At 55.8% G+C, this 21,615-nt stretch carries 21 protein-coding genes and 1 pseudogene; 7 read left to right on the top strand and 15 right to left on the bottom strand.

Going from position 1 to position 21,615, the window contains the following annotated elements:
• Window positions 1–10: 10 nt before the first annotated feature.
• From G518_RS0100570 to G518_RS0100520, 11 genes are all read right to left on the bottom strand, one after another.
• The gene (locus tag G518_RS0100570) at window positions 11–736 is read right to left on the bottom strand and encodes a hypothetical protein (protein WP_028600859.1); all 726 of its coding nucleotides are present in this window, start codon (window positions 734–736) and stop codon (window positions 11–13) included.
• Window positions 723–2,768 (bottom strand): IPTL-CTERM sorting domain-containing protein, encoded by a 2,046-nt coding sequence (locus G518_RS0100565; protein WP_028600858.1) that lies wholly within the window; start codon window positions 2,766–2,768, stop codon window positions 723–725. Before G518_RS0100565 ends, G518_RS0100570 begins: the two co-directional genes overlap by 14 nt.
• 208 nt (window positions 2,769–2,976) lie before the next feature.
• On the bottom strand, window positions 2,977–3,621 hold the full coding sequence (locus tag G518_RS0100560) for a cysteine dioxygenase family protein (protein WP_211231650.1): 645 nt from the start codon (window positions 3,619–3,621) through the stop codon (window positions 2,977–2,979).
• A gap of 33 nt (window positions 3,622–3,654) precedes the next feature.
• Window positions 3,655–4,467, bottom strand: coding sequence for an ABC transporter permease (locus G518_RS0100555; protein WP_036593118.1), 813 nt, complete (start codon window positions 4,465–4,467; stop codon window positions 3,655–3,657).
• Window positions 4,464–5,336 (bottom strand): ABC transporter permease, encoded by an 873-nt coding sequence (locus G518_RS0100550; RefSeq protein WP_051235766.1) that lies wholly within the window; start codon window positions 5,334–5,336, stop codon window positions 4,464–4,466. Before G518_RS0100550 ends, G518_RS0100555 begins: the two co-directional genes overlap by 4 nt.
• On the bottom strand, window positions 5,333–6,466 hold the full coding sequence (locus G518_RS33290; protein ID WP_051235765.1) for an ABC transporter ATP-binding protein: 1,134 nt from the start codon (window positions 6,464–6,466) through the stop codon (window positions 5,333–5,335). The genes G518_RS0100550 and G518_RS33290 overlap by 4 nt, the downstream gene beginning before the upstream one ends.
• A gap of 15 nt (window positions 6,467–6,481) precedes the next feature.
• On the bottom strand, window positions 6,482–7,546 hold the full coding sequence (locus tag G518_RS0100540) for an extracellular solute-binding protein (protein WP_028600854.1): 1,065 nt from the start codon (window positions 7,544–7,546) through the stop codon (window positions 6,482–6,484).
• 33 nt (window positions 7,547–7,579) lie between these two features.
• Window positions 7,580–8,293, bottom strand: a complete 714-nt coding sequence (locus G518_RS0100535) for a dienelactone hydrolase family protein (protein ID WP_028600853.1) — start codon at window positions 8,291–8,293, stop codon at window positions 7,580–7,582.
• A gap of 21 nt (window positions 8,294–8,314) precedes the next feature.
• On the bottom strand, window positions 8,315–10,051 hold the full coding sequence (locus G518_RS33285; RefSeq protein WP_051235764.1) for a rhodanese-like domain-containing protein: 1,737 nt from the start codon (window positions 10,049–10,051) through the stop codon (window positions 8,315–8,317).
• 398 nt (window positions 10,052–10,449) lie between these two features.
• Window positions 10,450–11,367 (bottom strand): LysR substrate-binding domain-containing protein, encoded by a 918-nt coding sequence (locus tag G518_RS0100525; protein WP_036593116.1) that lies wholly within the window; start codon window positions 11,365–11,367, stop codon window positions 10,450–10,452.
• A gap of 92 nt (window positions 11,368–11,459) precedes the next feature.
• On the bottom strand, window positions 11,460–12,371 hold the full coding sequence (locus G518_RS0100520; RefSeq protein ID WP_028600851.1) for a bifunctional GNAT family N-acetyltransferase/nucleoside diphosphate kinase regulator: 912 nt from the start codon (window positions 12,369–12,371) through the stop codon (window positions 11,460–11,462).
• Window positions 12,372–12,742: 371 nt separating this feature from the next.
• Between G518_RS0100520 and G518_RS41440 the strand changes: the two are divergent.
• The 3 genes and pseudogenes from G518_RS41440 to G518_RS0100510 form a co-directional block, all read left to right on the top strand.
• Window positions 12,743–13,015, top strand: a pseudogene (locus tag G518_RS41440) (Arm DNA-binding domain-containing protein); the annotation flags it as partial.
• Window positions 13,016–13,228: 213 nt separating this feature from the next.
• Entirely contained in the window at window positions 13,229–14,068 is an 840-nt protein-coding gene (locus tag G518_RS41435; RefSeq protein WP_342663750.1) for a tyrosine-type recombinase/integrase, read from the top strand.
• Between the two features lie 105 nt (window positions 14,069–14,173).
• Complete coding sequence (locus G518_RS0100510) at window positions 14,174–14,824, top strand: hypothetical protein (protein ID WP_028600849.1); 651 nt, start codon at window positions 14,174–14,176, stop codon at window positions 14,822–14,824.
• Window positions 14,825–14,926: 102 nt separating this feature from the next.
• Here the strand turns inward: G518_RS0100510 and G518_RS0100505 are convergent, their stop codons facing one another.
• Complete coding sequence (locus G518_RS0100505; protein WP_028600848.1) at window positions 14,927–15,430, bottom strand: hypothetical protein; 504 nt, start codon at window positions 15,428–15,430, stop codon at window positions 14,927–14,929.
• 712 nt (window positions 15,431–16,142) lie between these two features.
• Between G518_RS0100505 and G518_RS0100495 the strand changes: the two genes are divergently transcribed.
• The 3 genes from G518_RS0100495 (at window position 16,143) to G518_RS0100485 (ending at window position 18,752) form a co-directional block, all read left to right on the top strand.
• On the top strand, window positions 16,143–16,550 hold the full coding sequence (locus G518_RS0100495) for a hypothetical protein (RefSeq protein WP_028600847.1): 408 nt from the start codon (window positions 16,143–16,145) through the stop codon (window positions 16,548–16,550).
• Between the two features lie 578 nt (window positions 16,551–17,128).
• Window positions 17,129–17,383, top strand: a complete 255-nt coding sequence (locus tag G518_RS39760) for a hypothetical protein (protein ID WP_156909225.1) — start codon at window positions 17,129–17,131, stop codon at window positions 17,381–17,383.
• Window positions 17,376–18,752: a replicative DNA helicase gene (locus tag G518_RS0100485; RefSeq protein ID WP_156909224.1), complete on the top strand. Its 1,377-nt coding sequence runs from the start codon at window positions 17,376–17,378 to the stop codon at window positions 18,750–18,752. The genes G518_RS39760 and G518_RS0100485 overlap by 8 nt, the downstream gene beginning before the upstream one ends.
• Window positions 18,753–18,940: 188 nt before the next feature.
• Here G518_RS0100485 and G518_RS0100480 read toward each other — a convergent pair whose 3' ends face one another.
• Both G518_RS0100480 and G518_RS0100475 read right to left on the bottom strand, forming a co-directional pair.
• On the bottom strand, window positions 18,941–19,618 hold the full coding sequence (locus G518_RS0100480; RefSeq protein WP_028600844.1) for a hypothetical protein: 678 nt from the start codon (window positions 19,616–19,618) through the stop codon (window positions 18,941–18,943).
• Window positions 19,619–19,622: 4 nt separating this feature from the next.
• Window positions 19,623–20,558, bottom strand: a complete 936-nt coding sequence (locus G518_RS0100475; protein WP_245597859.1) for a DNA-processing protein DprA — start codon at window positions 20,556–20,558, stop codon at window positions 19,623–19,625.
• Between the two features lie 122 nt (window positions 20,559–20,680).
• On the opposite strand from G518_RS0100475, the gene G518_RS0100470 reads away from it, so the two are divergent.
• A complete protein-coding gene (locus G518_RS0100470) occupies window positions 20,681–21,349 on the top strand; it encodes an SOS response-associated peptidase (RefSeq protein ID WP_028600842.1) in 669 nt (222 codons plus the stop codon).
• Here G518_RS0100470 and G518_RS0100465 read toward each other — a convergent pair.
• On the bottom strand, window positions 21,334–21,582 hold the full coding sequence (locus G518_RS0100465) for a hypothetical protein (RefSeq protein WP_156909223.1): 249 nt from the start codon (window positions 21,580–21,582) through the stop codon (window positions 21,334–21,336). The genes G518_RS0100470 and G518_RS0100465 overlap by 16 nt on opposite strands.
• Window positions 21,583–21,615: the final 33 nt, after the last annotated feature.

The following is a 21,615-nucleotide window of genomic DNA, read 5'->3' as shown; positions in this document are numbered from 1 at the left end:
GCAACGAAGCTCAGCTATTAAATCTTTTGCTCGCGCTCTCACATCGAGCCAAGAGCGCCTTTTGCTCCTCGGCTTGGGGTAGGGACGGCAGCCGGGTTTTGTACTCTTCTATTGCCTGATGGGCACGCTCACGTTTGCTCAGGTGCAGGGTAAGCAAAACGTGAAAAAAGTTCAAGTTGACATAGGAGTAGCTGTCAGCAGAGTTGGTTACTCCATACCAATCATCGTAGATGAAATCCAGCCCTCGCAGCGCAGCGCCAAAACGTTCGATCACCTTTTCGTTATCCGCAAAAGGCACTAACCGTTCCGCTCTCTTCAAGATGTCCGGGATATTGCTTCCTTGCACGGCAATGGCTTGGCGATACAAGGAATAGTCGTCGTATCCATGATTCACCCCGACTGCAGCGGCGTAGTCAAACCCGAACAGGCATAGCCCCTGTAGCCTGTGAATGCTGCTGCAATTTTGATACGGCTTTTTCACCATCCATGGCGTATGGAGGCGATAGGCTGCTTCCCAGTCGGGATAGTGCTCCTGGATGGGCTCTTCAAAGAGCAATCCGTTTCTTAACAACAAGGAATAGAACGCGCGGAGCTCATCCTGGCTGAGAAGCTGCGGCGCGGCGGCCACCACATCCTTCTTCAAACGGTGTCCATTCATTGCAAACCATTCTCCGCCGTCTTCGGAGGAGTCCAGTTCGTTCTCGATAAAAGCCTTTATCAGTTCAATTTTCTTCATGCTTCAGAGAAGGTCGGCGGCGTGAGCCTGCCAGACCGACTCCTGCCAGGGATAACGAGAGCAACATCATCGCCCATTGGCCCAGCGTGGGCACTGGCGTAGGAGGCACAGGAGTCACGACGGCTACATCATCATTTCGAACAATCACCTGCGCGGGCGAGCCTGCGACCGTGTAGGTATCGGCGATCGTGGGAATGGCTATTGACAGCTCTGCAGTCACATCACCATCGCCTGCGACCGTATTCGCCACTGCTGTGAGCGTGCAGGTTGCTGAGCTCGTGTTGGCCGCGATCAGTATGGGCGACGCGCAGGTCGTGCCGTAGCGAGCGCTCGCAGCAGGCAGGTTCAGGTTGACACTCATAGCTTCCGTGGGTGAGTAGCTCAGCGTCACGGTGCAGGTGCTGACTTGATCTGCGGAATCAGTCAGTTCAGAAGGCGTACAAGCTATGCTGGCCTCAGGCGGTATGAGCCGTGATTGCAGGTACCAAGTGTTCCCGACTTGGTTCAAGGTGTAGACAAATCCACCCACGGTCAGTGGCCCACCAGCAAGAACAAAAGCACCGGCATCCGCGACTCCGCTGGCGGTAGCCACGGCAATCCCATTGCCGGTTGTTGCGGCACCCAGCCCGTTCAAGTTTCGAATATCCAAGCTGGTCGTACCTGTTGCATCACCCTGCACCACGAACATATCGGTCGGTGAACTTGAGTCCCCAAGTGCGGTGTCCAGACGCACTGTGCCTCCGCCGCCTACATAGTTGCCGCTGACCGTGAGCGCGTCCCCCGTCTGGGGGCTGCTACCACTTAGGTCCACGAGGCCAGAAGTGTTGGTGATGCTGCCGCTCACCGTGCGAGTGGCATTGGGGGTAGACAAGGTGCCATTCCCCGTGAGAGTAAGCAGCGTCAGTGAAGCATCGGAAGTCAAATTCCAGGTTGCCGAATTAGCCAGGGAGATGCTCAGAGCGCTGCCAGGCTCTTTAACGCTGGTGCCTGTATAGGTGCCGCCATTAGCCTGAAAATTGGGCTGCGCATTTGCAGTGGATTGCCACAGCGTGGCCGCATTGACGGTGGCGTCAGTCAACTGTGTGGTTGGAGTGATGGCGCCAGCATAGAGAAAGCCCGTTGAGGCCGTGACGCTTAAACCCGCACCCGCTACCAGCGGCTCGGCATTGGCACTACCAATCCGCACTGCCACACCGCCAGTGTTGTCTAGCAAAGACCCCGCACCCACGGTCAACTTCGCAGCGCCCTGAATGGAGGCAGCAGAGTCCGCTCCCACATCCCCATGCACTTTGAGCCAGCCGTCAATGGTGGACTCTGCTGACGCGTTGGTCAGAAAACCCACAGAGCCAGCGCCCTCTACCCACAGTTCCGTATTGCCTGTGCCATGCAGCCTGGCCGTGCCTGTTAATACTCGTATGCCTGTGGACCCTACATCACCTCGGAAATCAACACTGGCGCCTGCGTAATTTATGCTTCCCCCGCCTTCCGCACTAAGGCCTCGGTGGGATGTGCCGCCAGTTTGCGTCACGGTGATGGGCCCCTCAATAGTGACCACACTTCCTACACCATTGGCCATAACCGCCCGACGCGTAGTGCCGCCGGCCGCCATGGTCACGGTGACAGCGCCACGAATGTCTACGGTACCGGCCCCAGCCGGATTGACGGGCCCTGCCGAGACCGCATAAGAGTTGAGAGCACCAGCCTGAATGACCGTGACACTGCCTTGACCAACCAGGTGTCCACCAGCCCCTGCAGAGACCACGCCCGTGCCACCATTGGACCCGTAGCCAGTCGGGTTGACACTGACGTTGCTTGAAATAGTCAGCGTGCTGTTGGCTCCACTCGCCAGCAAGGTGTGAGCCGCATTGGAAGCTCCGGTGTAGGTGGTGCCTGTGGCAGGACAGGTATCGCCAGCTGTGGCCTGCGCTCTCGAGGCTGTATCGATACAGACAGCGTGGGCAGTGGGTACACCTGCGGCAAAGATGAGGGCAAGCTGCCAAGGCCGCAGCAAGGAGTGGGTAGGGATACGCATATCCTCCGTTTTTCGCCCAGAGTGACCTCCATGGCAATAGCAGCGACCCCAAAGTTCTAGATTCAGATCCCCCTTTAAGGAAAAAATTCACAAAGTGACTGAGTCCTTATGGTGTGTTTCAGGCTGAGGAAGACGGCATAGGCAACTGAACCCCGAGTGTTCCCCTGAGGGGATCGGTTAGATGCAGCTGGACGTTTGAGAGCGGGTATCAGCCAGCGTTTGGTTTCCAGAAGCTCTGGTTGTAGGGTCTGACGGCTCCAGTTTCCAAATCAAACGCCACTCGCTCGGTCAATGTCTCCAGGGCTCGCCCATAAAGATGGAAATGCAAGGTCGGCTGATTGCCCTGCACATGAATGCTGTGAATGTCGTCGCCAAGGTAGGCGACTGATGTTCCGACCTCTACCAGGACTTCCCGCTCAAGCTCCAACTTGGCGTACTGAGGGTCCGCGCCATCGTCAGTTCGGCGGTAGATACGGTTGATCTCCTGGCCTTGTACTGCGGTGATCACCGCCCAGGTCTTGTGGTCGTGTGGAACACTATTTTTGCCCGGATGTTGCACGTTCAGGTAAAGCGCATAGCTCTGATCGGGTTGCGTGTAAAGCTCGAACCTGTGGGATCCCTCGCCAGATGCCGGGGGCGGATAAAGCTCCAGCGAAAAGAGCGCCTTGTTTTCTGCCAGCTCCTCCAGAATTTTCGCCGTACTGGCAAGAGACTCTCGCGTAATGCCATCGTCACGATGGATCTGCCGTATGCGCTCAATGGTTGATTGAACAAGTGAATCTCTGCTCTGGGACAAGGTATTGCCTTCAGCGTTCGGGGTGGAGGCGGGGGTGGGGGTGCCCTGCGATGTCATCTGAGTCCTCTCATGAAGTGAACGTTCTACAAATCAGCGCATGAACCGGGCAAGCCCGAACACGCGTTCGACGAGGAGCACAGCCGCTACGGACAACAACACCATGGTGATCGAGACGGCGGCAATCACCGGGTCACTGTTGTAGGAGGCATAGCTGAACAGCTCTACCGGCAGCGTGCTAAACGATGGCCCTGTGAGAAAAAGCGAGAGGCCTACGTTGTCAAAAGACACGATGAAGGCAAACAGCCCCGCCGCGAACAAACCGGGCCCTAGCTGCGGAAGCGTGACGTAGAGCAAGGTTCGGAATTGACCCGCCCCCAGGTTCTGAGCCGCGAGCTCCTGCCGCCTGTCGAAGGACTGCAAGCTGGCGGAGATGGTGCGCAGCGCATAGGGAAGTGTGAGCGCCGTATGAGCAACCCAGAGCCGGCTGGCTTGATGGGTCCAGCCCATCTGCGTGTAGGCAATGAGGATCGCAAGCCCACTGAGGATCATTGGCACAAAAAGGGGTGACATCAGGCCGTTGAGCAATCCTTTTGCAAATCGCCCTGGACTGCGATCCAGGCCGAGGGCAGCGAGCAGCCCAAGCGCCACTGCCGCCGCAGACGAACCCAGTGCCAGGACCAGACTATTCCATGCAGACTGCACGAACGCAGGACGCTCCAGCATGCGCGCATACCACCGCAGAGAAATCTCACCGCTTGGCCAACTGAGAACATCCTTTGGAGTCAGTGACACTGCCAGGATAAGAACCAGCGGGCCCAAGACAAACAAGACCACGCCCACCGTCCAACTGCGCAGTAACCAGCCAGCACGGTGGTGTTCATTTCGGGTTCGACCGAGGCTCATGCTCTGCCCTCCCCTGCACTTCTCGTTTCGCCGAAGCGTGACAACAGCGCCACCGTAACCCAGACACCGGCAAACAATACGCACGCAATCACGGCAGCTTCGCGCCACTCCAGGTACTGAATTGCCTGATCGTAGATTTCGGTCGCCATCACTTTGGTTTTGGACCCTCCCAGCAATGCGGGGGTCACATACGCGCTCGCGCTCATGGTGAAAACCAGAACCGAGCCGGTGACAATGCCCGGCTTGGATAGAGGGAGCACTACCTGGCGCAAAGTCTGCCAGTGGCTCGCGCCCAGGTTTTGCGCAGCCAACAGAAGTCGGTCGTCGATCTTGAGCACGGACGCCATGATCGAGAGCAGCATGTAGCCAAAGTAGACATGGGTCAAACCGATGATGACGCCGACATCGGTGTACATCACGGCTATCGGCCCCAGACCCAAGGATGCCAACGCATTGTTGAGCAATCCTTTCGGACCCAGCAACACCACCCAGGCCAGCGTTCGCACCACTACGCTGGTAAGCAATGGCGATAACAGGACGATAGCCAGCAAGGTCCGCTGCCGAGGCGGCAGCGAGCGCATGAACAGCGCCACTGGAAAAGCCAGAACCAAAGAAGCCGCCACTGTGGCCAAGCTGATGTAGAAGGTCCGCGCCAAAAGCTGCCAGTTGTAGCTATCGGCAAAGAAGGTTCTGTAGAGATCCAAAGACCATGCCCATCGCCCTGCGCTGGTATCCAGGACACTCGTCAGCAGCAGGTAAAAAACGGGTGCAAGAAATAGCAATCCAATAAAAACCACTGCTGGCAGACTGAGCCACAACGGCGCACGCACAGCAGCTGTAGCCAGCGGTGTAGGTGGAGCCGTGCTCATACGTTTGGCAATTCGATAAGGTGATCCGTGGCCCAACTCACATCCACGGCAGCACCAACTTCCAAGCCGTCAAAAAGAGCATCTGCAGTCTGTTCCCCCTGAAGCACCAAACCTTGCCAATCTACGCTGTAGCTGATCGCTGACCCCATGAAAGCCAGGGATTTCACCCTCGCGCCGAAGCGGCTCCGCCCAGCGTGACGTTGAATTGAAGATTCATTGGATGGGGCCACAATATGCAGCTGGCGGGCAGGCAAGGCATACCGAATCAGTTCCGTGGCGACGAGATCGGGCCGCGGTGATGGCGCCTCCACCAGCGTGCCGGAGATATCCACGCGCGCCGTGCCCTCCGTTGAAATGCGGCGGCCTTCCAACACATTTTCGTGACCAAGAAAGTCCGCCACAAATCGAGTCTTGGGCCTCGTGTAGATCGCCCTTGGAGTGTCGAACTGGTCGAGAACCCCCTGGTTCAAGACGGCAATTCGGTCTGAGACTGCGAATGCTTCTTCCAGATCGTGCGTTACCAAAACCGTGGTCATGCCAGTCAGTCGGTGAATGTCGACCAACTCCTGCCTCAGCGCGCGCCTCAGGCTGGGATCCAGATTGCTCAGTGGTTCGTCAAGCAACAAAAGAGATGGTTTGAGAACCAAAGCCCGAGCAAGCGCCACGCGTTGTTGTTGCCCTCCGGATAGTTCACGAGGATAGCGGTTTTCCAGACCTCCGAGCCTGACAAGCTCAACGGCATCGCCCACCCTGCGTCGGCGCTCAGCCCCAGATACACCCGCCATCTTCAAGCCAAATTCCACATTGCCATGCACGGTCATGTGCGGAAACAGCGCGTAGTTCTGAAACACCATGGCTGCGCCACGGCGATGTCCGGGCACGTTGCGCAGCGAACAGCCGTCCAGAACGATATCGCCCTCATCGGGGGTATGGAAGCCGGCGATCATGTGCAGCGTAGTAGTCTTGCCGCAGCCTGAAGGGCCGAGCAAGGACACCAGCTCACCGCGTGCAACGCTGAGATTCAAATCGGAAACAGCATTCCGCTCGCCATAGACCTTGGTTAGCCCCTGAAGCTGAAGATAGTCAGGTGCTGGATAGGAGTGGGATTTCGACACAATGGAGATGGGCAATCAAAAACCGGTAACTCAGTTGTCCAGGGCGCGCTCAAGCTTGCGCGTCCAGTCCCTACGCTCTTTCATGACGACGTCATCATCAATCGCAGGCAGCCGGGCGTAGACATCCTGCGGTGGCACACCCAGCTTCACCAGCTCAGGAGAGAGCGTGACTTTGGAATTGACGGGGGTGTAGAAAAGCTCCTTCGCCAGGGTCCCCTGTGCTTGTGGACTCAGAAACCAGTTGACGAAGGCTTGCGCGCCAGCGGGATTGGGAGCACCTTTGACTGGGGCCACCATGGTCGCGCTACCCACCGCACCCTCTTTTGGCGTCACGAACACGAGTCCAGGAATACGCTGAGTCAGTGGTAGCGCGCGAATCGTGGAATTCACACCCACTAGGTATTCGCCCAACAAGACCTTCTCTTCATGCTTGGCCGCCGCTGGCTCCAGCACCTTGGCGCACTTGCCGAGTTCAGCGAACCGCTGAATGCCTTGATCAATGGTTTCAGTTTTTCCGCCGGCCAACATCAGGACTGCATTGAGTGTGTAGACCTGGGTTGCTTTCTCCAGCCCAAGGTGTCCGCAAAACTCTTTCCGGAACAGATCGTTCCAACTGGTGGGAGCGGCCCATTTGCGCTTGGCAAACTCGTCTTGCCGGTAATAGAGACCCGTCACGAACAAGCCAATGGCTGCGCCGTCACCTCCTTTGGCTCTGGCCTTGGGAATCAGATCCCTGTAATTGGGCACGGCGTTTTCGTCGATAGCCGCAAGAAGACCTTGGGTGGACGCAACACGCTGCGTGATGTTCTCGAAAAGGATGACGTCATACTCGGGCGCGCTCTTGGTGGCCGCGAGTTTTGCCACGTTGCCCGGTGCGGTTCCGGGAACCCACTGAATGGTGACACCGTGCTTTTCTTCGAAGGGTTTGAAGATCTTCTTGTAGGTGTCGTCCAGTTGCCCGCCAAAAGACGCCACAACAATTTTCTGACGGCGAGCATCGTCTTGAGCTTGCGCTGCAGGGATCAACTGTGCCGTTGATGCCATCAGCAATGCGGCGATTTTCAGAAGTCGAGAGGGTTGGAAATTCTGGTTCATCGTAGATAGGTTTCTAGAAAACTGCGCTGGGCCTCAGCGCGCGGTCCGGCTATCCAGCCACGTATAAGTGCGTGTCAGGGCTAGCTCGGCAGAAGGTGCATGGAAAGGCGGGTGCCCGAAGCGACCGAACCCATGGTCGGCATCCGGGTACACGTACAGCTCGCTGGTAGCCGGTAGCACGCTCGACAAGGAAGTGACCATGTCAGGCGGTGTCCGGTAATCTTTCTCACCTATGTGAATCAGAGACGGCGCTGCGATACGTGCTACGGCCTCCAGGTGGTGCTCCATACGGGTGGGGTAGTAAGCAACAGCAGAGTCCAGCACGGGAGCGCGTTCCCTGGGAGATTCAGCAGCCGCAAGCAAGGCCAACTCTCCTCCCAAGCAGAACCCAACAGCCCCCACGGCTACTGCCCCTTGCTGTCGAAGCCACTCCACGGACGCCAGCACGTCAACCACCGCGTCTTCGCGTGACAAACCCGCCCCAAGTGCTCGGCCGCGTTGCTGCCCTTCTGGGGTATAGGGCAACGCAGCGGCTGCTTCCTGCCGCCAAAACAGATCGGGAACCAGCGTCAGGTATCCATGCGCAGCGTATTGGTCCGCCACGGCTTTGATCCAATCATTGAGGTTGTAAATTTCCGGCAACAGCAAAACTGCAGGCCTGCTCGAAGCTTCAGCGGCAGGCTTTGCCAGATAGCCAGCAAATGCTCCGGCAGCCGTGTTGATCGTGACGTTCCTGGATTGAGTCATGGTGTGCCCCTGGAGAAGCGTTCAATGAGATGCTGAAATAGCGGAAATAGCAGCAAGAGCAAAAGCGGAAGGAAAATCCGCTTCATCGCGCTGCACCTGCGCCAGAAGCTGATGCTCCCAAGCGAGGTACATGCGCATGGCCGCCTGGTCTCCGTGGCGGCGCTCACGCGCCCAGTACAGGGTGTCGATGCGCTCCTGCCGGTGCAGCTCGGACGGGTCACGCGCCAAGACAGAAAGCCCTTCGGCTTTCCAGCGCAGCAAACCACCCTGCACTACGTGAATCGATGAGCCAGGCGCTTCACGGAGCAAATCCAGGCCCACGAGGCGCGCAGCCAAACCATCGGAAGAAAAGATGATCAGCGGTTGGCCTTGCGCGGCAGCCTCTATCCACCGCCCCAGGCTAGCACGGGTAACCCAATGGCTTCGCCATGCAGGCCCACAAGCGCTGCCATCAAGAAATTCCTGACTTAATCCGGCGTCAAGCGCAACACTGCCACTGGCAAGTGCCTCAGCCGCTTCTTCCGGAGAGAAGTCGGGAATATCACCAACCACTTCGGTCAGTGGGGTCGACACACGTGCAGCTGCATCAGCTGCCTTGGAACCACTGGGCAGAGAAACCGCAGCGCCGTCCCCGTGGTGGCTTACCGCGCCTGCCTCCCAGGTCAGCACGTGGGTCTCCCACCCCATGCGCTGTAAATGCACCGCTACCGAGGTTGCACGCACTCCATCTGTATCCACCAGCACGATGCGAGCGCCACGCACCGCCACCCAGCGATCAGTAGCTTGAACCAACTGCCCTCCTGGCGCATGCATCGCACCCGACAAATGCGCGGCGTCATATTCCTCCCGCGTGCGCACATCGAAGGTGTACGTGGTTCTGGTCTCGTCCTGCCGCCAGCTAGCAAGCGCGGTTTCATCAATCACTTGAATACCGCTGCGACTTCTCAGTGCTTTCGCGCGCTCGAAGGCCTTGTCATTCGCATGCGGCCCAGTGAAAGAGAACGAACTCCGCAAACCTTCTTCCAGCGGATAGCCTGCCAACTGCCAACCGTGGTTGCCATCGGCCAGAGCCATGACGGGATTGGGCACGCCAGCATCCAACAGGGTTTGCGCGCCAACTAATCCCCTGGTGCGCCCACCACAGGCGACCACCACCGTTGTTTGGGCATCAGGCACCAATTCATCAAAACGCAGTGCCAACTCAGCGCCTGGGCAAGCGATGGCGCCCGGAACATGGCGAGCAGCGTGCTCAGGCACCGTACGCGGGTCCAGGATCACGACACCGTCGCCGCTCCCATGCTTAGCTCCTTCGCCGTCACCTTCCTCGCGCGCTGGACTGCGTGCTGTGAGCACTTGCAGGTCGTGCGCAGAGATTTCGGGTGTGCGAAGCCCATGCCCGAGCCATTCTCCGTAAGCCTTGCTCGGAACGAACACCCCCTTGAAGACCTCGAAACCAGCGGCCGCCCAGGCAGGAACTCCACCTTCCAGAACGGCGATGTTCGTATAGCCAATATCGGTCAGTCTGGCTGCTGCGCGGGCGGAAACGTCCTCGCCATGGTCTGCCAGTACGACAAGGCAGGTCTTGCGCGGGACCAAGGTGGGTGCAATGCTCTCAAGCAGACTGTAGGGAGCGTTGGCAGCACGCAGCAAGTGCGCTTCGCCATACTGCCCCTCCTCTCCCACGTCCAGGATGGCGAGTTCCTGGGCATCGAAAACAAGGTGCTTGAGCTGCTGAGAAGAGATTCTTCGAAGGGACATGCGTTTAAGGATCTGCTTGGATCCGACGACGCCTGCAACTGCCTCGCGATACGCCGAATCACGGGCTGATCCTCTCAGATGCTGTTATTTGTTTTCTGCTTTTGCTTATGCAGAGTGCTAACAAGCGATGAGAATTTAAGAATCTTTCCTTTTAATTTCAATAACTTAACAATCAACCCCAAAATCAACGCTCAAGCAATCACACCAAAACACATCATATTTTCTGATTGATTTATTGAATTTCCTCGTACATTCAGCGTGCCAAAAGGCATTCCACACGCACAATTCAGCGAGGACGCGCAGAAACCCGGGCTCGTTTTGCATAGCCCTCAGCACGGGCTCACGACAAGAGCACGCTCAACATCCAAGGCGCGCCCGGCCCTGCTTTGCGTGCGAACTTAGTCCCTGCTCTTCGCCTGCACCAGGAAGCGCTGACTTTCCTTCAAGAGCGCGAATGCCTGGCGCACATGCGGATTAATTGACTGGGGTCGCATCCAGAGCGAGTAGTCAATCTCAGGGAGCGTGGGAAACCCATCCTGCTCGTCCAGAACACGGACCTCAGGGCTCACCATCTCCATGCTTCGTACCGTGACACCCAGCCCGGCGCGCAAAGCAGCCTTCACCCCCAGCGGACTGCTCGACCTATAGATCTGCCTCCAAGGTATCTGATGACGCTCCAGTGCATCCAACGCAAAGCGCCGAAAAATACTGAACTCATCTCCCAGGATCAATGGGATAGGTTGATGGGGTGCAATGGAGAAGTGTGTAGCGCACATCCACACAATCGGAGTCCGCCGCAATACAAAGCCTTCCAGGCTAGGCGCCTCACGTGTAGAAATCGCAAGATCCAGCTCCCCGGCTTGCAGCGCCGTCATCAGCGCAGGACTACGTCCAATGCGTGTCTCAAAAGACAAACCAGGCATCAGCCGCGCCAACCGGCTCAACACCTGAGGCAGTATGGTGTCAGCCACATCATGCGGAGACCCAATTCGCAACCACCCGGCATCCGTCTGCATTCGCAGCGTCGCCAATGCATCATCATTGAGCGCCAGCATTTCTCGCGCGTAGCGCAAGAGCTGATGGCCATTGTCTGTGAGCAGCTTGTTGCGCCCGTCCTTGCGAAACAGCGGCGCTCCCGCGATGGCCTCCAGCCGCTGCATCTGCTGCGAAACGCCCGACTGGCTTCGATGCACTTGCGAGCCTGCACCCGCAAACGTTCCGCTGCTGGCAACCTGCACGAAGGTGCGCAGCAGATCCAGATCCAATGTGGACGGCGTGAGATCCGAGACTGAGGGAACTGGGGCGCTAGAGGACATGTGATCTTGGCGGAGAGGAGTTTCCAATCATCTCAGGATACTCAGATCTCACAGGCAATCAGATCAACGAACCTTTGGTGCCGGACACAAACCTACAAATGAAAATCGCCTGCGGCTTCCGGCTGATAAAGCACTTTCCCAATCCGAATATGGCATGTCCGATCCGGAATCCGCCAGTTGAACTCGTCGCCCTCCTTGTACCCCAGGATAGCTGTGCCGACGCCTGAGCACACTGACAACTTGCCGGCGCTGTCATCCGCATCCTGTGGGTAGACCAGCGCCACTTCCAATTCCTTATCGTCCAGATGCAGCAAGGCGCGGGAGTTCATCGTGACCACATTCGGCGCCACTTGCCGTGAATCGACAACGATGGCTCGCTCGATCTCGTGCTCCAACTCGACAACAGCTGAGCCCTGCTCCAACTCAAGCAAACTCTTCAAGCGGGCTTTATCGATCGCCGTGATGTAGATACCGGCGGTGTCATCTGCAGGGATTTCGCGCAAGAGCTGGAGGTAGCGCTCTGAACTCATGCGGAAAGACTTCAACGTTGGAGTTTCGCTTTCAAGCAGGAAGCCGGAGCGCAGGAAGGCCTTCTCCGAGCGCACGTTTTCAGCGTGGATCTTGGCAATGAGCTTATCGGCCCGCATGTCGAAGAACGCGAGCTTCATACCTTCGCGAATCACACTGGCGCCGAGCTTACGGCCCCAGTTGTCTCGGTTGCCAATGACCAGGACCATCTCGCAGTCCCGCCCCGTTTTGACAAGACGGACAAATCCCACCGGAATGTCATGACGGTCATAGGCCATGAAAAACCGGCCGCCCTGGTTGAATAGATGAGTGAGGATCGGCAATTGGACTCTGCCGACAACTTGCTCAATGAACCGGGAGACATGACGCGAATCGCTCAAGTAGCGAGTGACGTCCTCGTCTTCCAACCAGTCCATCAGAGTCAGCGCATGTGACCGAGTGATCTCGGGACACAATGAAATGAAAGGCTTGTTCATCTTGACCACCTTTGGTTGCAAGGATGAAAGCCCTTCATGGCCGCAGCCATGACGGTTCTTTCGATAGAGCGCTGATTTTAAGACAGCGCGCAAGCAGGCTATTCGCCAAAAGAAAAACCCCGCTACCTTTTGAGTAGCAGGGCTTCCTTATATTTTGGCTCCTCGACCTGGGCTCGAACCAGGGACCTACGGATTAACAGTCCGTGGTGAATTTCGTTTACCAGTGTTGATTTTTGTTTCTATAATTAGCAAAATCAACCACTTGTCGTTTAAGTTCAACTGGCAACTGTTGATTTCCACATATCTTTGTTTTCAAAATTACCTTACATCCGCCCTTACATCATTCGGATGTGACTGCCAGAAAGGTTGCCATGGCTAAAGTAGCGTTCACTGCAGCACGGGTCGCTGGGTTCAAATGCCCCGCGGAGAAGAAGCAGGCCTTCCTCTGGGATGCGACTGCCCCAGGCCTAGGTCTGAGGACCACACCGGCAGGCAGGCCAGCCTATGTCTTCCAAGCGGTTTACCAGGCCAAGGACGTTCGGCTGACGATCGGAAGTCCAGATGCATGGACAATCCCTCAAGCACAGACCAAAGCCAGAGAACTACAGCGTCTTATCGATGAAGGTGTTGATCCTCGAACGCTAAAACGCGAAGCCTTGGCAAGAGCCGCCAAAGAACTGGCGCAGACGGCATCGCGAGTAGCAGCAAACGAGCATGCGGCAGTGACCGTTGGCCAAGCCTGGGGAGAGTATTTGGAATACAGAAAGTCCCGGTGGGGTGATCGCACTTACCGTGATCATGTAGCCCTCTCGAAAGCTGGCGGGAAATCTATAGGCCGCGGTACCAAAAGGAACGGGATGACAATTCCTGGCCCCATTTATCCCCTACTCGCTCAACGCCTGGGCGAACTAAGCCAGGAAGTGATTGAATCGTGGGCTCTAAAGGAGGGAAAGGATCGCCCTACCTCGGGGCGTTTGGCCTGGCGTTACCTCAAAGCCTTTCTTAATTGGTGTACGGAGGAACCAGCCTATAAGGCATTGGTGCCCAACAATCCTGCTAGAGGGAAGAGAACGCGGGAGGCCTTCGGAACTGCAGGCGTTAAAACCGACGCACTACTGAAGGAACAATTGCCGATCTGGTTCCAAGCGGTCCGTGATCTATCCAACCCATGCGTTACAGCCTATCTACAAACTGTCTTGCTAACAGGCGCGAGACCAGGAGAGATTCTCGATATGCATTGGGAAGATCTGAATACCAAGTGGAAGGGCCTGACGATACGAGACAAAGTCGAGGGGGAGCGCGTTATTCCGCTTACACCGTATGTCAGTCAGCTATTAGCAACTCTGCCCCGCCGTAACAAATGGGTTTTTTCGAGCGCTACCGCCAAGGATGGGAAATTGTCTATTCCGCGCAACCATCACCAACGCGCGCTCCAAGTGGCAGGAATCGACCCTGTGACGCTGCATGGCCTGCGTCGTTCTTTTAAGAGCCTCACCGAGTGGTTGGAAATTCCTGCCGGCGTCGTAGCACAGATCATGGGACACAAGCCTAGCGCGACTGCTGAGAAGCACTACACGGTGCGGCCGCTAGACCTTCTGCGAGTACACCATGAGCGCATCGAGGCTTGGATTGTTTCAGAAGCAGGTGTGCCATTAGGCACTTCAACAGACCAGCCCAAACTACGTTCTGTCGCTTAAGTAGTCTGCTCCAGCTAGGTAGGGCCGCAATCCTCCCGAATCGCCAGTGCCTCCCGCTGGTCTGCTGGAGCGCAAATTGAGGGAGCAGCATTCGGGAGGGATGCGATGCAAAATCTGAGCTATCGCTATGCGAGGGGCCTCCAGCTTGACCTAGAGTTGGTCACGATTGATACCCCACGTCAACTTCAACTATTGACATCGCTCGCAGTGGAAACCGAACGCACGCGCGCGGCCCTACATGACCACCCTCTGTGGGGAAGACAAGTTGATCTGCCGCCTCGCGGTTTCGTGCCTTTAGCTGACCGAAAACCCACAATACCGTTGGCTGACCTGTTGCCATGGCCTGCGCTGCTCACCATGGGTGATTGCGCCAGCAACGCAGCGAAGCAAGCGGGTTGCACCGAACATGATGTTTTGCTTTTTGCCTGCTCCATTTGCCCGTATGAGCAACTAGCAACACTTGCGAACCACATAAGCAACTCCGAAGGTATCGCGGACGCCTCAAGACTATTGGGCCCGGTTATTCAAGGCCTGAAAGCGAAAGAAACGCGCATCAAACAGGGTGGCAGTGTTGGTGGTAAAAAGTCAGCGCGTACGAGACAGTCGAACTCCAAAATTCCCGAGTTGCTTGATCTAGTACACGAGCGAAAGAGACTACTTGAGTCGGGAAAGCAAGCCAAAGACGTCGCCAGCATACTTGCTCACCGATATGGAGTCCACGCTAATAGCATCCGTAGGGTTCTCAACAAGGCGTAAACGAACGGTGAACCCATGTGACCGAAAGCGGTCACTCAACGGTCCAACTCCACATGCGCCTCTTACGACTTGAATCGGTGAGAGGTTGGGTCGAGGTGATGGTTAGAACTGAGTAATACAGACTGCTGAGGGGAATGTACGAGAAACCCACGTCGCATTAGCAGACTCCACCATAAACATAACCTCCGATGCACGACTGGCGCGCGAGACAGTTAATCTGTGTCTGCCATCTGCGACCAACCATTTTTCAAGAACTTCATGCTTTAGAAGAAAAATAGGCGACAGCGCTTTCCCTTTAGACCACGCCTCAATGACGCCTGCAATTTTTCTGGGGTCATGAAGCTTCCCCCAGAGGGTGCCTGCTTCAAATATGGCGGGATCATTCAACCCAGCCCATAGTTCATCAATCTTGCAACTATAAATTCTGACACCTGATGACGTGATGCTCGTGCATATGTCAGTGAATGAGATTGATTCCGGGGTTGTATCCCATATAGGGGCTATGTCCGGCATATTTTTTTTGTATTCTTTGACAAGTCTTTCCGAACGCGCAAATTCCTTCCGCGTTCGTTCTCGTTCTGCCAAAAAACTTTCGAGATCGGTCATTGTTGCGCTCAACGTAGTCTGGATGTTGCACGGCTTGCTTATTCATTCCAGTGAAAGGTGCACTTTAGGCACTATAGCTTGAGCCCAATGCCACCTTGAATGGCGACCTTCGACATGAAAAAACCGTTAAAGGTGCTCAACAGGTTTTCTAGGGCCGTGCGCTTAAGCTCTTTCAGCAACCAGCGGTGCGCCATTGACTCAAGGCCACAGTTGCTACCAGTGCGACTCGAGGGCTCGTTTGCTCCTACACAGCTTCCGTGAGCTGTAAATGAAGTCGCGCCGGCGCGTGCTCGCTATCGACCCTCGCCGCACAATTTTCTATTGTCGTGACGATTCGCGATGATGGGGTTCACCGCGGGCTTGCAACTAAGCAGACGAGCCTTCAGGAAAACAAGCATCGCAAAAAGGCGTGCACGAAGAGGGTTCGCGTACGTCACACAGGTAAAAGTCGGGCCATCGCAACAGACCCAAACACACCCAAACAGGGACAAACGATGGCAATTAGAGACGAAGCTTACCCACCGATCGAAAGCATCACAAAGCCTACGGTACCTACGCCCCAGGCTGCCTACTATCTAAACCGCTCAAAACAAACGATGCGAATTTGGGCGATGCGCGAACATCCGATTCGGCCCATCCGCGTGCACGGCCGACTTGCGTGGGCTGTGGCAGATATCAAGCGACTGCTTGGCGTTGAGATGGAGACAACGCGATGAGCAGCGCAAATGATTCACACAAAATCACGCAAACCCCGCGCCCACTTCTCGATAAACCCTTCGCAGAGGCGCAGGCACGCGCAGCCCTTCTTGGCATTCAACTACGCTGGATCAGCGATGAACATGGAGCTAAAACATTCGTCGCCGGAAGTGGGCCAAACACCAAATACTTCCACGATATCGCACGAGTTTTGGAGTGGATAGCCGACTCTGAAGCCGGCCACACACGCGAGCTGAGTAGCTTGCAAGCCCGATTGGACGCATTCTCCTCAGGCATTGCGCGAACAATTGGGACAGATGCCGACGTCTTGTCACAGCACTACGCCGCGCACCTGCTCACTGTCGCAGCACGCCTTATCGATCTAGACGTGAGCCCCGGCTTGGGAACACCGACGGAGCGCTAATGAGCATTACTGTCATGGCTAGGGTTTGGGCGAAAACCCAGCACAGCGGCGCCCATTTGCTGATGATGCTGGCCATCGCAGATTTTGCAGATGAACAAGGCATAGCTTATCCCAGCGTAGCCACTCTGGCCCGAAAGTGCAGGGTTCAGTCACGCGCCGCGAACTATACGATTTCTGTCCTGAAAAGCAGTGGGGAATTGGATGTGAGACTCGGCGCGGGCCCACGGGGAACAAACCTGTATCGAATCATGCTGGGGCAAGGCGTTCCTTTGGAGACTTCCTTACACCCCGCTGCAGGTGGGCTGCAATGCACTGCACCCCTGCAATCAGTTTCAGCCCTGCATCCCAATTCACCCCTGCAATTTGGTGCACACACCCCTGCAACCGATTGCCTCTTGCCCCTGCAGCCGATTGCAGACAAACCATCAATGAACCATCATGAACCTAAAGAAGCTACAGCTTCTTCGATGATTCCACCCTGCCCTTACGACCGCTTAATTGACATTTATCACGAGATCTGCCCCACACTTCCTCGAGTTCGAAAAACGCTATTCAAGACTGGGCAACGATCTAGTGCCATGCGTTCCCGATGGGCTTGGGTCATGACGGCCACAGCGGAAGTGGGAGAGAAGACAGGTCAACGCATAGCCGAGACCACAGAAGAGGGAATTGCATGGTTCCGGAAGTTCTTTGAGCATGTAGCCAAGTCGGCCTTTCTGCTCGGACAAGCCAGCACCCGAAAGTGGTCGGCTGACCTAGGCTGGCTGATGAGGCGTGAGAACTTCGAGAAAGTACTAGAAGGAAATTACCACCGGGAGGTGAGCCATGCGTAGCGAAAACTCTCTGCTGCGCTCGGAGCCGCCCTACAGCGAAACTTCGGAAGCGGCTGTGATCGGCGGGCTCTTGCTGAGCAACGAAGGTCTCCAGCACGTAGCCGGACTGGAAGCAGACGCGTTCTACGTTCCCGCATACCGGGAAGTCTGGAAAGTGATTCAGGAGCAGGCCAGCGCCGGTATGCCGTTCGACACGGTGACAGTGCGGGCTGAACTTGAAAGCCGAGGAATAGCACTGGATCTCGGATTTTTGCGCGATATGTCCGGGTTCGTACCCAGTGCCAAGAACTTCCGGTCCTACGTCTCGTTCATCAAGGATCAGCATCTGCTGCGCCAACTGATGGCGGCCGGAACCGAAATCTACGACTTGGGCATGACCATGGGTGAAACGGGTGTGCAGCAGGTCGACAAGGCCCAGATGCTGCTCGCGAAGCTTGCGACCTTTAAGGGGCAGCGAGATCCGAAGCACGTCAGCCAATCCATGGTTGAGTACCTGGACCTCCTGCAAGACATGAGTGAGGGCAAGAACCCGGCGATTCAAACCGGTATCGGTGGGCTCGACAAGCTTCTCAACGGTGGGCTACGCAGAGGCGAAGTGATGGTGATCGGGGCACGGCCCAAGCACGGAAAGACCGCCCTCGCTCTGGCGATTGCCCGCAACATTGCGCGCCACCACAACGTGCTGTACCTGAGCCAGGAAATGCCAACTTCCCAACTTATGCACCGGCATACAGCGGCTGCGGGATCTTTCGACATAGGGCGGATTCTTGCGGCAGACCCGGATGACCACGACATGTGGACGACAGTTACCGATGCAGCCAGGCGCGTGTCTGTTCTCAAGTTGAGTCACGACGATCAATCGGGGTTGAACCTTATGGATATCCGACGCAAAGCCATGAAGGTGCGACGGGAGCACGGCCTTGATGTGATCTTTGTTGACTTCCTGCAATTGATGTCCGGAGCCGGGGAAGAGAGCCGCAATCGAGAGCTTGATGTGATCGTGAACGGAATCAAGGTTATGGCAATGGATCTCGGCATTGCTGCCGTAGTTCTGAGCCAGATGAGCCGCAAAGCCGACGAGCACTACAGCCGCCCGCTGATGGGTCACCTGCGCGATTCCGGGGCAATCGAGGCTGCTGCTGATCAGGTGGCCCTGCTCTTCACCGATTGGGCTCACCCCATGAGCAAGCGCACAGAGGCATTTGAGGGGTACAGCGAATTGGAAATCGTCGCGCACCGGAACGGGCCTCAGGGAGTCGTGCCCCTGCAGTTCATAGGCAAGTATCAGCAAATGGGTGACTGGATGGGGCCTATGCCACTTCATAAGGCCGCGCCTGCGTCATTAAGAAGCCGCAGTGCCGACTTTTAGTCCACCTTCGTCGGCTTATGCACTCACGTGCTTCAGGCGTTTGATAGCGTGGACTGCCACCTGGAATTCAACAGGCTGACTTTTCAGCTGGTCGCGAAAACGGAATTACCCAGCATCAGTAAGAAGCAAGGACTGCGTCCTATGCTTCCGCAGGTAGGAGGGTGAGGATCTAACCCTACGGGGGGATGCTATTCAACGAATTCGAAGTCGTCGAGATCTTGATCTGGCCTTACCGTCCTGGCGAGGAACAATCCTAAAACCGTCACTTCCGGGAAGTAGGCCTTCAGAAAATCATGTGCTCCGACAAAATGCGCCCCAGTCGTGAGGACATCATCCACCAAAAAAATGGAGCGAATCCGGGGTGAGCGACTAGCGAGCACCTTGTCAATTTGCAATGCTCGTTGTATATCAGAAGGTGAGGACCGAGCCACGTTGTCATGACTTGGGGGCAAACGACCATCAAGTTGAAGCATGTCTCTGATATCTAGCTCATTGGGAACTAGGGTGCTCGCGTACTGCAAGACTTGCAACATGCGATCATCGTAAAGCGGATCTATCAACTTTTTTGACGGTGGCATTGGCACAAAGGTCGCAGCCTTGACAATTGGGTTGTCCCATTTAAACGCCTTTGATAGGCGCTTTCCCGCAACTTTTATGGCAGTCTCTTTGTAATGCCAATCACTGAGTCCTTTGCGTGTGAGATCTTTTTTAAGATTTAGGATGTGCGAATTGGTCTCTGAAAATCGCGCGCCTTGACCGTTGGTAAATTTTTGCGGCGTGTATTCTCCAAAGAAGAGGCACCAATGCGCAGCATTAAGGTAGTAATGCTGTCTTCTTTCCAGCTCTCCAACTTTCTGCAGGCGCATAGATCTAGTGCAAATTCATAAGCACATCATCAAAATCACGCACGCGTACCGCTCCTAGTTTCTCAAACTTTGCAGGCCACGTGATGTCGGGATTGTGAAAATTGCTCTCCAGAATGAAAAGCCGTCTTTTCTGCTTGATGGCAGCCTGTGCCTGAATCAACGTTCCGGACGTCTCACTAGCTTCAACAATGATGGTGGCATTAGTCAACGCTGACATTGTTTTATTCCGCTCTGGGAAGAAAAATCTGTTCATCCTATGGTCCTGCTGCATGTACTTGAGCACTGGGACCTGGCTAATTAACAGATGTTCCGTTGCAATTTTGCGCTGAAGTTCCTCGTTTTCGCGTGGATAGAACTCGCTCAAAGGCGTGCCGATGACAGCAATTGTTCGACCGCCCGACGCAATCGCGGTAGTGTGAGCGACAGTGTCAACGCCCTTTGCTAGGCCAGACACAATCGTGTAGTCGTGCTGAACCAGGGCTCGAACCAACTTCCGCGTCCGCGCAGCACCTTCAGGGGAAACTTTACGAGTCCCGACAACCGCAACGCGCTTGGGTGACTCGACAAGATCCCAGTCGCCTTGGTAGTAGAGCATTTCTACTGGCTCGACAGCATCGCGAAGGCTTTCCGGATACTCGTCGGCCCCATTCACACGGACGCCGAAGTGATCAAGTCCTTTGGACATGAAAAGCTGCAACACTCGCTTAGCGGTTTCAGTTGCCACGCCCATGTCAACTAGATCAGACGGGAGGGCCTCTGGGTTTAAGCTAAACAGCTCTGCTAAACGCTTAACCGTGGAACGCTCTTGTAGCCACAGATGTTCGTAGGCGCCAAGTTCCAGATGAGCATCGACTGGCTTGCGGTTGAATAACAGATGCCAATCATGGAGAGCGGCATCGGGAGCCGCCTGTGGCGACTGTACTGGATGCATATCCATCATGGTAGGTTCTCCACTGTATGAATTAACAGTATCTCACAATCCCCCATATCATGCCAGAGTCTTTGTTATCAAATTAGGAGCAACGTCTGGAGCAAGGACCTAACAGAGCGCAGAATGACAACATGTGCAATCGATACGTAACTCCAGAAGAACGCGAGATCGAAGACTTGTGGCATATCGGCGGGCGCAATCAGCCGGCCTGGGATCGCAACGTGTTCCCGCGCGGCAAAGGCGTGTTCCTCCGCCGATCTCGCGACGATGCTGGCTATAGCCGAGAGCTCGCGGTCGGCCAATGGGGTCTGATCCCTTGGTTCGCCGAAGAGCCCAAACTCAAATATTCGACCAACAACGCTAGGTCGGAAGAACTGGATCAGAAGTCGAGCTACAAGGATGCCTGGAAGCGTGGCCAGCGCTGCATCATTCCAGCAAGAAACTTCGACGAACCGAACTGGGAAACTGGGAAGAACGTTTGGTGGACGTTCGCGCGCAAAGATGGGCTGCCCTGGGGCCTAGCTGGAATCTTTCACCCGTGGCTCAACAAGGCAACTGGCGAATATGTTGAAAGCTACAGCATGCTCACAGTGAACGCTGATGCTCACCCCCTGATGAGTCGCATGCACAAGCCAGATCCAAAGCTGGCGCCTGATAAGCAGGACAAGCGCAGCGTGATTTCTATCGAACTGGAAGACGTCGACCTGTGGCTATGCGGCACCATTGCGCAGGTGAAGCCCCTGCTCCGGCCGCCCACGATGGAAGTGCTCGAAGGCGTGCCGGCTCAATCAAGCGTTTGAATGCGCTGCTCCATCAGCGTCATGAGTCCCTGAATCTCAGCAGATGCTTTGGTGTCCAACGTCTCACGGTGGTGGAGCAGGATGTCACGCTCGGCACGAAGCGACCTTACCTGCACGTTGCAAGGGTTTGGCTTCATCCACTCTGCGGTAATCCGTGCGTTTATCTCACCGCGTAACCGGGTGATCAGTTTTTGAGTCTCTTCGCGCGCTGCAGCTTCATCGATTGAGTTCATTGCGTCTTCCGTAAAAAAGTAATCATATAGCAT

This window comes from Ottowia thiooxydans DSM 14619 (assembly GCF_000422885.1).
GTDB lineage: Bacteria > Pseudomonadota > Gammaproteobacteria > Burkholderiales > Burkholderiaceae_C > Ottowia > Ottowia thiooxydans.
The sequence above is the reverse complement of the archived record's forward strand: the minus strand, read 5'-3'. Positions and strand labels throughout refer to the sequence as shown.

Coding starts and splice junctions, on each gene's coding strand:
- G518_RS0100570 (WP_028600859.1), bottom strand. CDS start 736: ATGAAGAAAATTGAACTGATAAAGGCTTTTATCGAGAACGAACTGGAC.
- G518_RS0100565 (WP_028600858.1), bottom strand. CDS start 2,768: ATGCGTATCCCTACCCACTCCTTGCTGCGGCCTTGGCAGCTTGCCCTC.
- G518_RS0100560 (WP_211231650.1), bottom strand. CDS start 3,621: ATGACATCGCAGGGCACCCCCACCCCCGCCTCCACCCCGAACGCTGAA.
- G518_RS0100555 (WP_036593118.1), bottom strand. CDS start 4,467: ATGAGCCTCGGTCGAACCCGAAATGAACACCACCGTGCTGGCTGGTTA.
- G518_RS0100550 (WP_051235766.1), bottom strand. CDS start 5,336: ATGAGCACGGCTCCACCTACACCGCTGGCTACAGCTGCTGTGCGTGCG.
- G518_RS0100540 (WP_028600854.1), bottom strand. CDS start 7,546: ATGAACCAGAATTTCCAACCCTCTCGACTTCTGAAAATCGCCGCATTG.
- G518_RS0100535 (WP_028600853.1), bottom strand. CDS start 8,293: ATGACTCAATCCAGGAACGTCACGATCAACACGGCTGCCGGAGCATTT.
- G518_RS33285 (WP_051235764.1), bottom strand. CDS start 10,051: ATGTCCCTTCGAAGAATCTCTTCTCAGCAGCTCAAGCACCTTGTTTTC.
- G518_RS0100525 (WP_036593116.1), bottom strand. CDS start 11,367: ATGTCCTCTAGCGCCCCAGTTCCCTCAGTCTCGGATCTCACGCCGTCC.
- G518_RS0100520 (WP_028600851.1), bottom strand. CDS start 12,371: ATGAACAAGCCTTTCATTTCATTGTGTCCCGAGATCACTCGGTCACAT.
- G518_RS41435 (WP_342663750.1), top strand. CDS start 13,229: ATGACAATTCCTGGCCCCATTTATCCCCTACTCGCTCAACGCCTGGGC.
- G518_RS0100510 (WP_028600849.1), top strand. CDS start 14,174: ATGCAAAATCTGAGCTATCGCTATGCGAGGGGCCTCCAGCTTGACCTA.
- G518_RS0100505 (WP_028600848.1), bottom strand. CDS start 15,430: ATGACCGATCTCGAAAGTTTTTTGGCAGAACGAGAACGAACGCGGAAG.
- G518_RS0100495 (WP_028600847.1), top strand. CDS start 16,143: ATGAGCAGCGCAAATGATTCACACAAAATCACGCAAACCCCGCGCCCA.
- G518_RS39760 (WP_156909225.1), top strand. CDS start 17,129: ATGCGTTCCCGATGGGCTTGGGTCATGACGGCCACAGCGGAAGTGGGA.
- G518_RS0100485 (WP_156909224.1), top strand. CDS start 17,376: ATGCGTAGCGAAAACTCTCTGCTGCGCTCGGAGCCGCCCTACAGCGAA.
- G518_RS0100480 (WP_028600844.1), bottom strand. CDS start 19,618: ATGCGCCTGCAGAAAGTTGGAGAGCTGGAAAGAAGACAGCATTACTAC.
- G518_RS0100475 (WP_245597859.1), bottom strand. CDS start 20,558: ATGATGGATATGCATCCAGTACAGTCGCCACAGGCGGCTCCCGATGCC.
- G518_RS0100470 (WP_028600842.1), top strand. CDS start 20,681: ATGTGCAATCGATACGTAACTCCAGAAGAACGCGAGATCGAAGACTTG.
- G518_RS0100465 (WP_156909223.1), bottom strand. CDS start 21,582: ATGAACTCAATCGATGAAGCTGCAGCGCGCGAAGAGACTCAAAAACTG.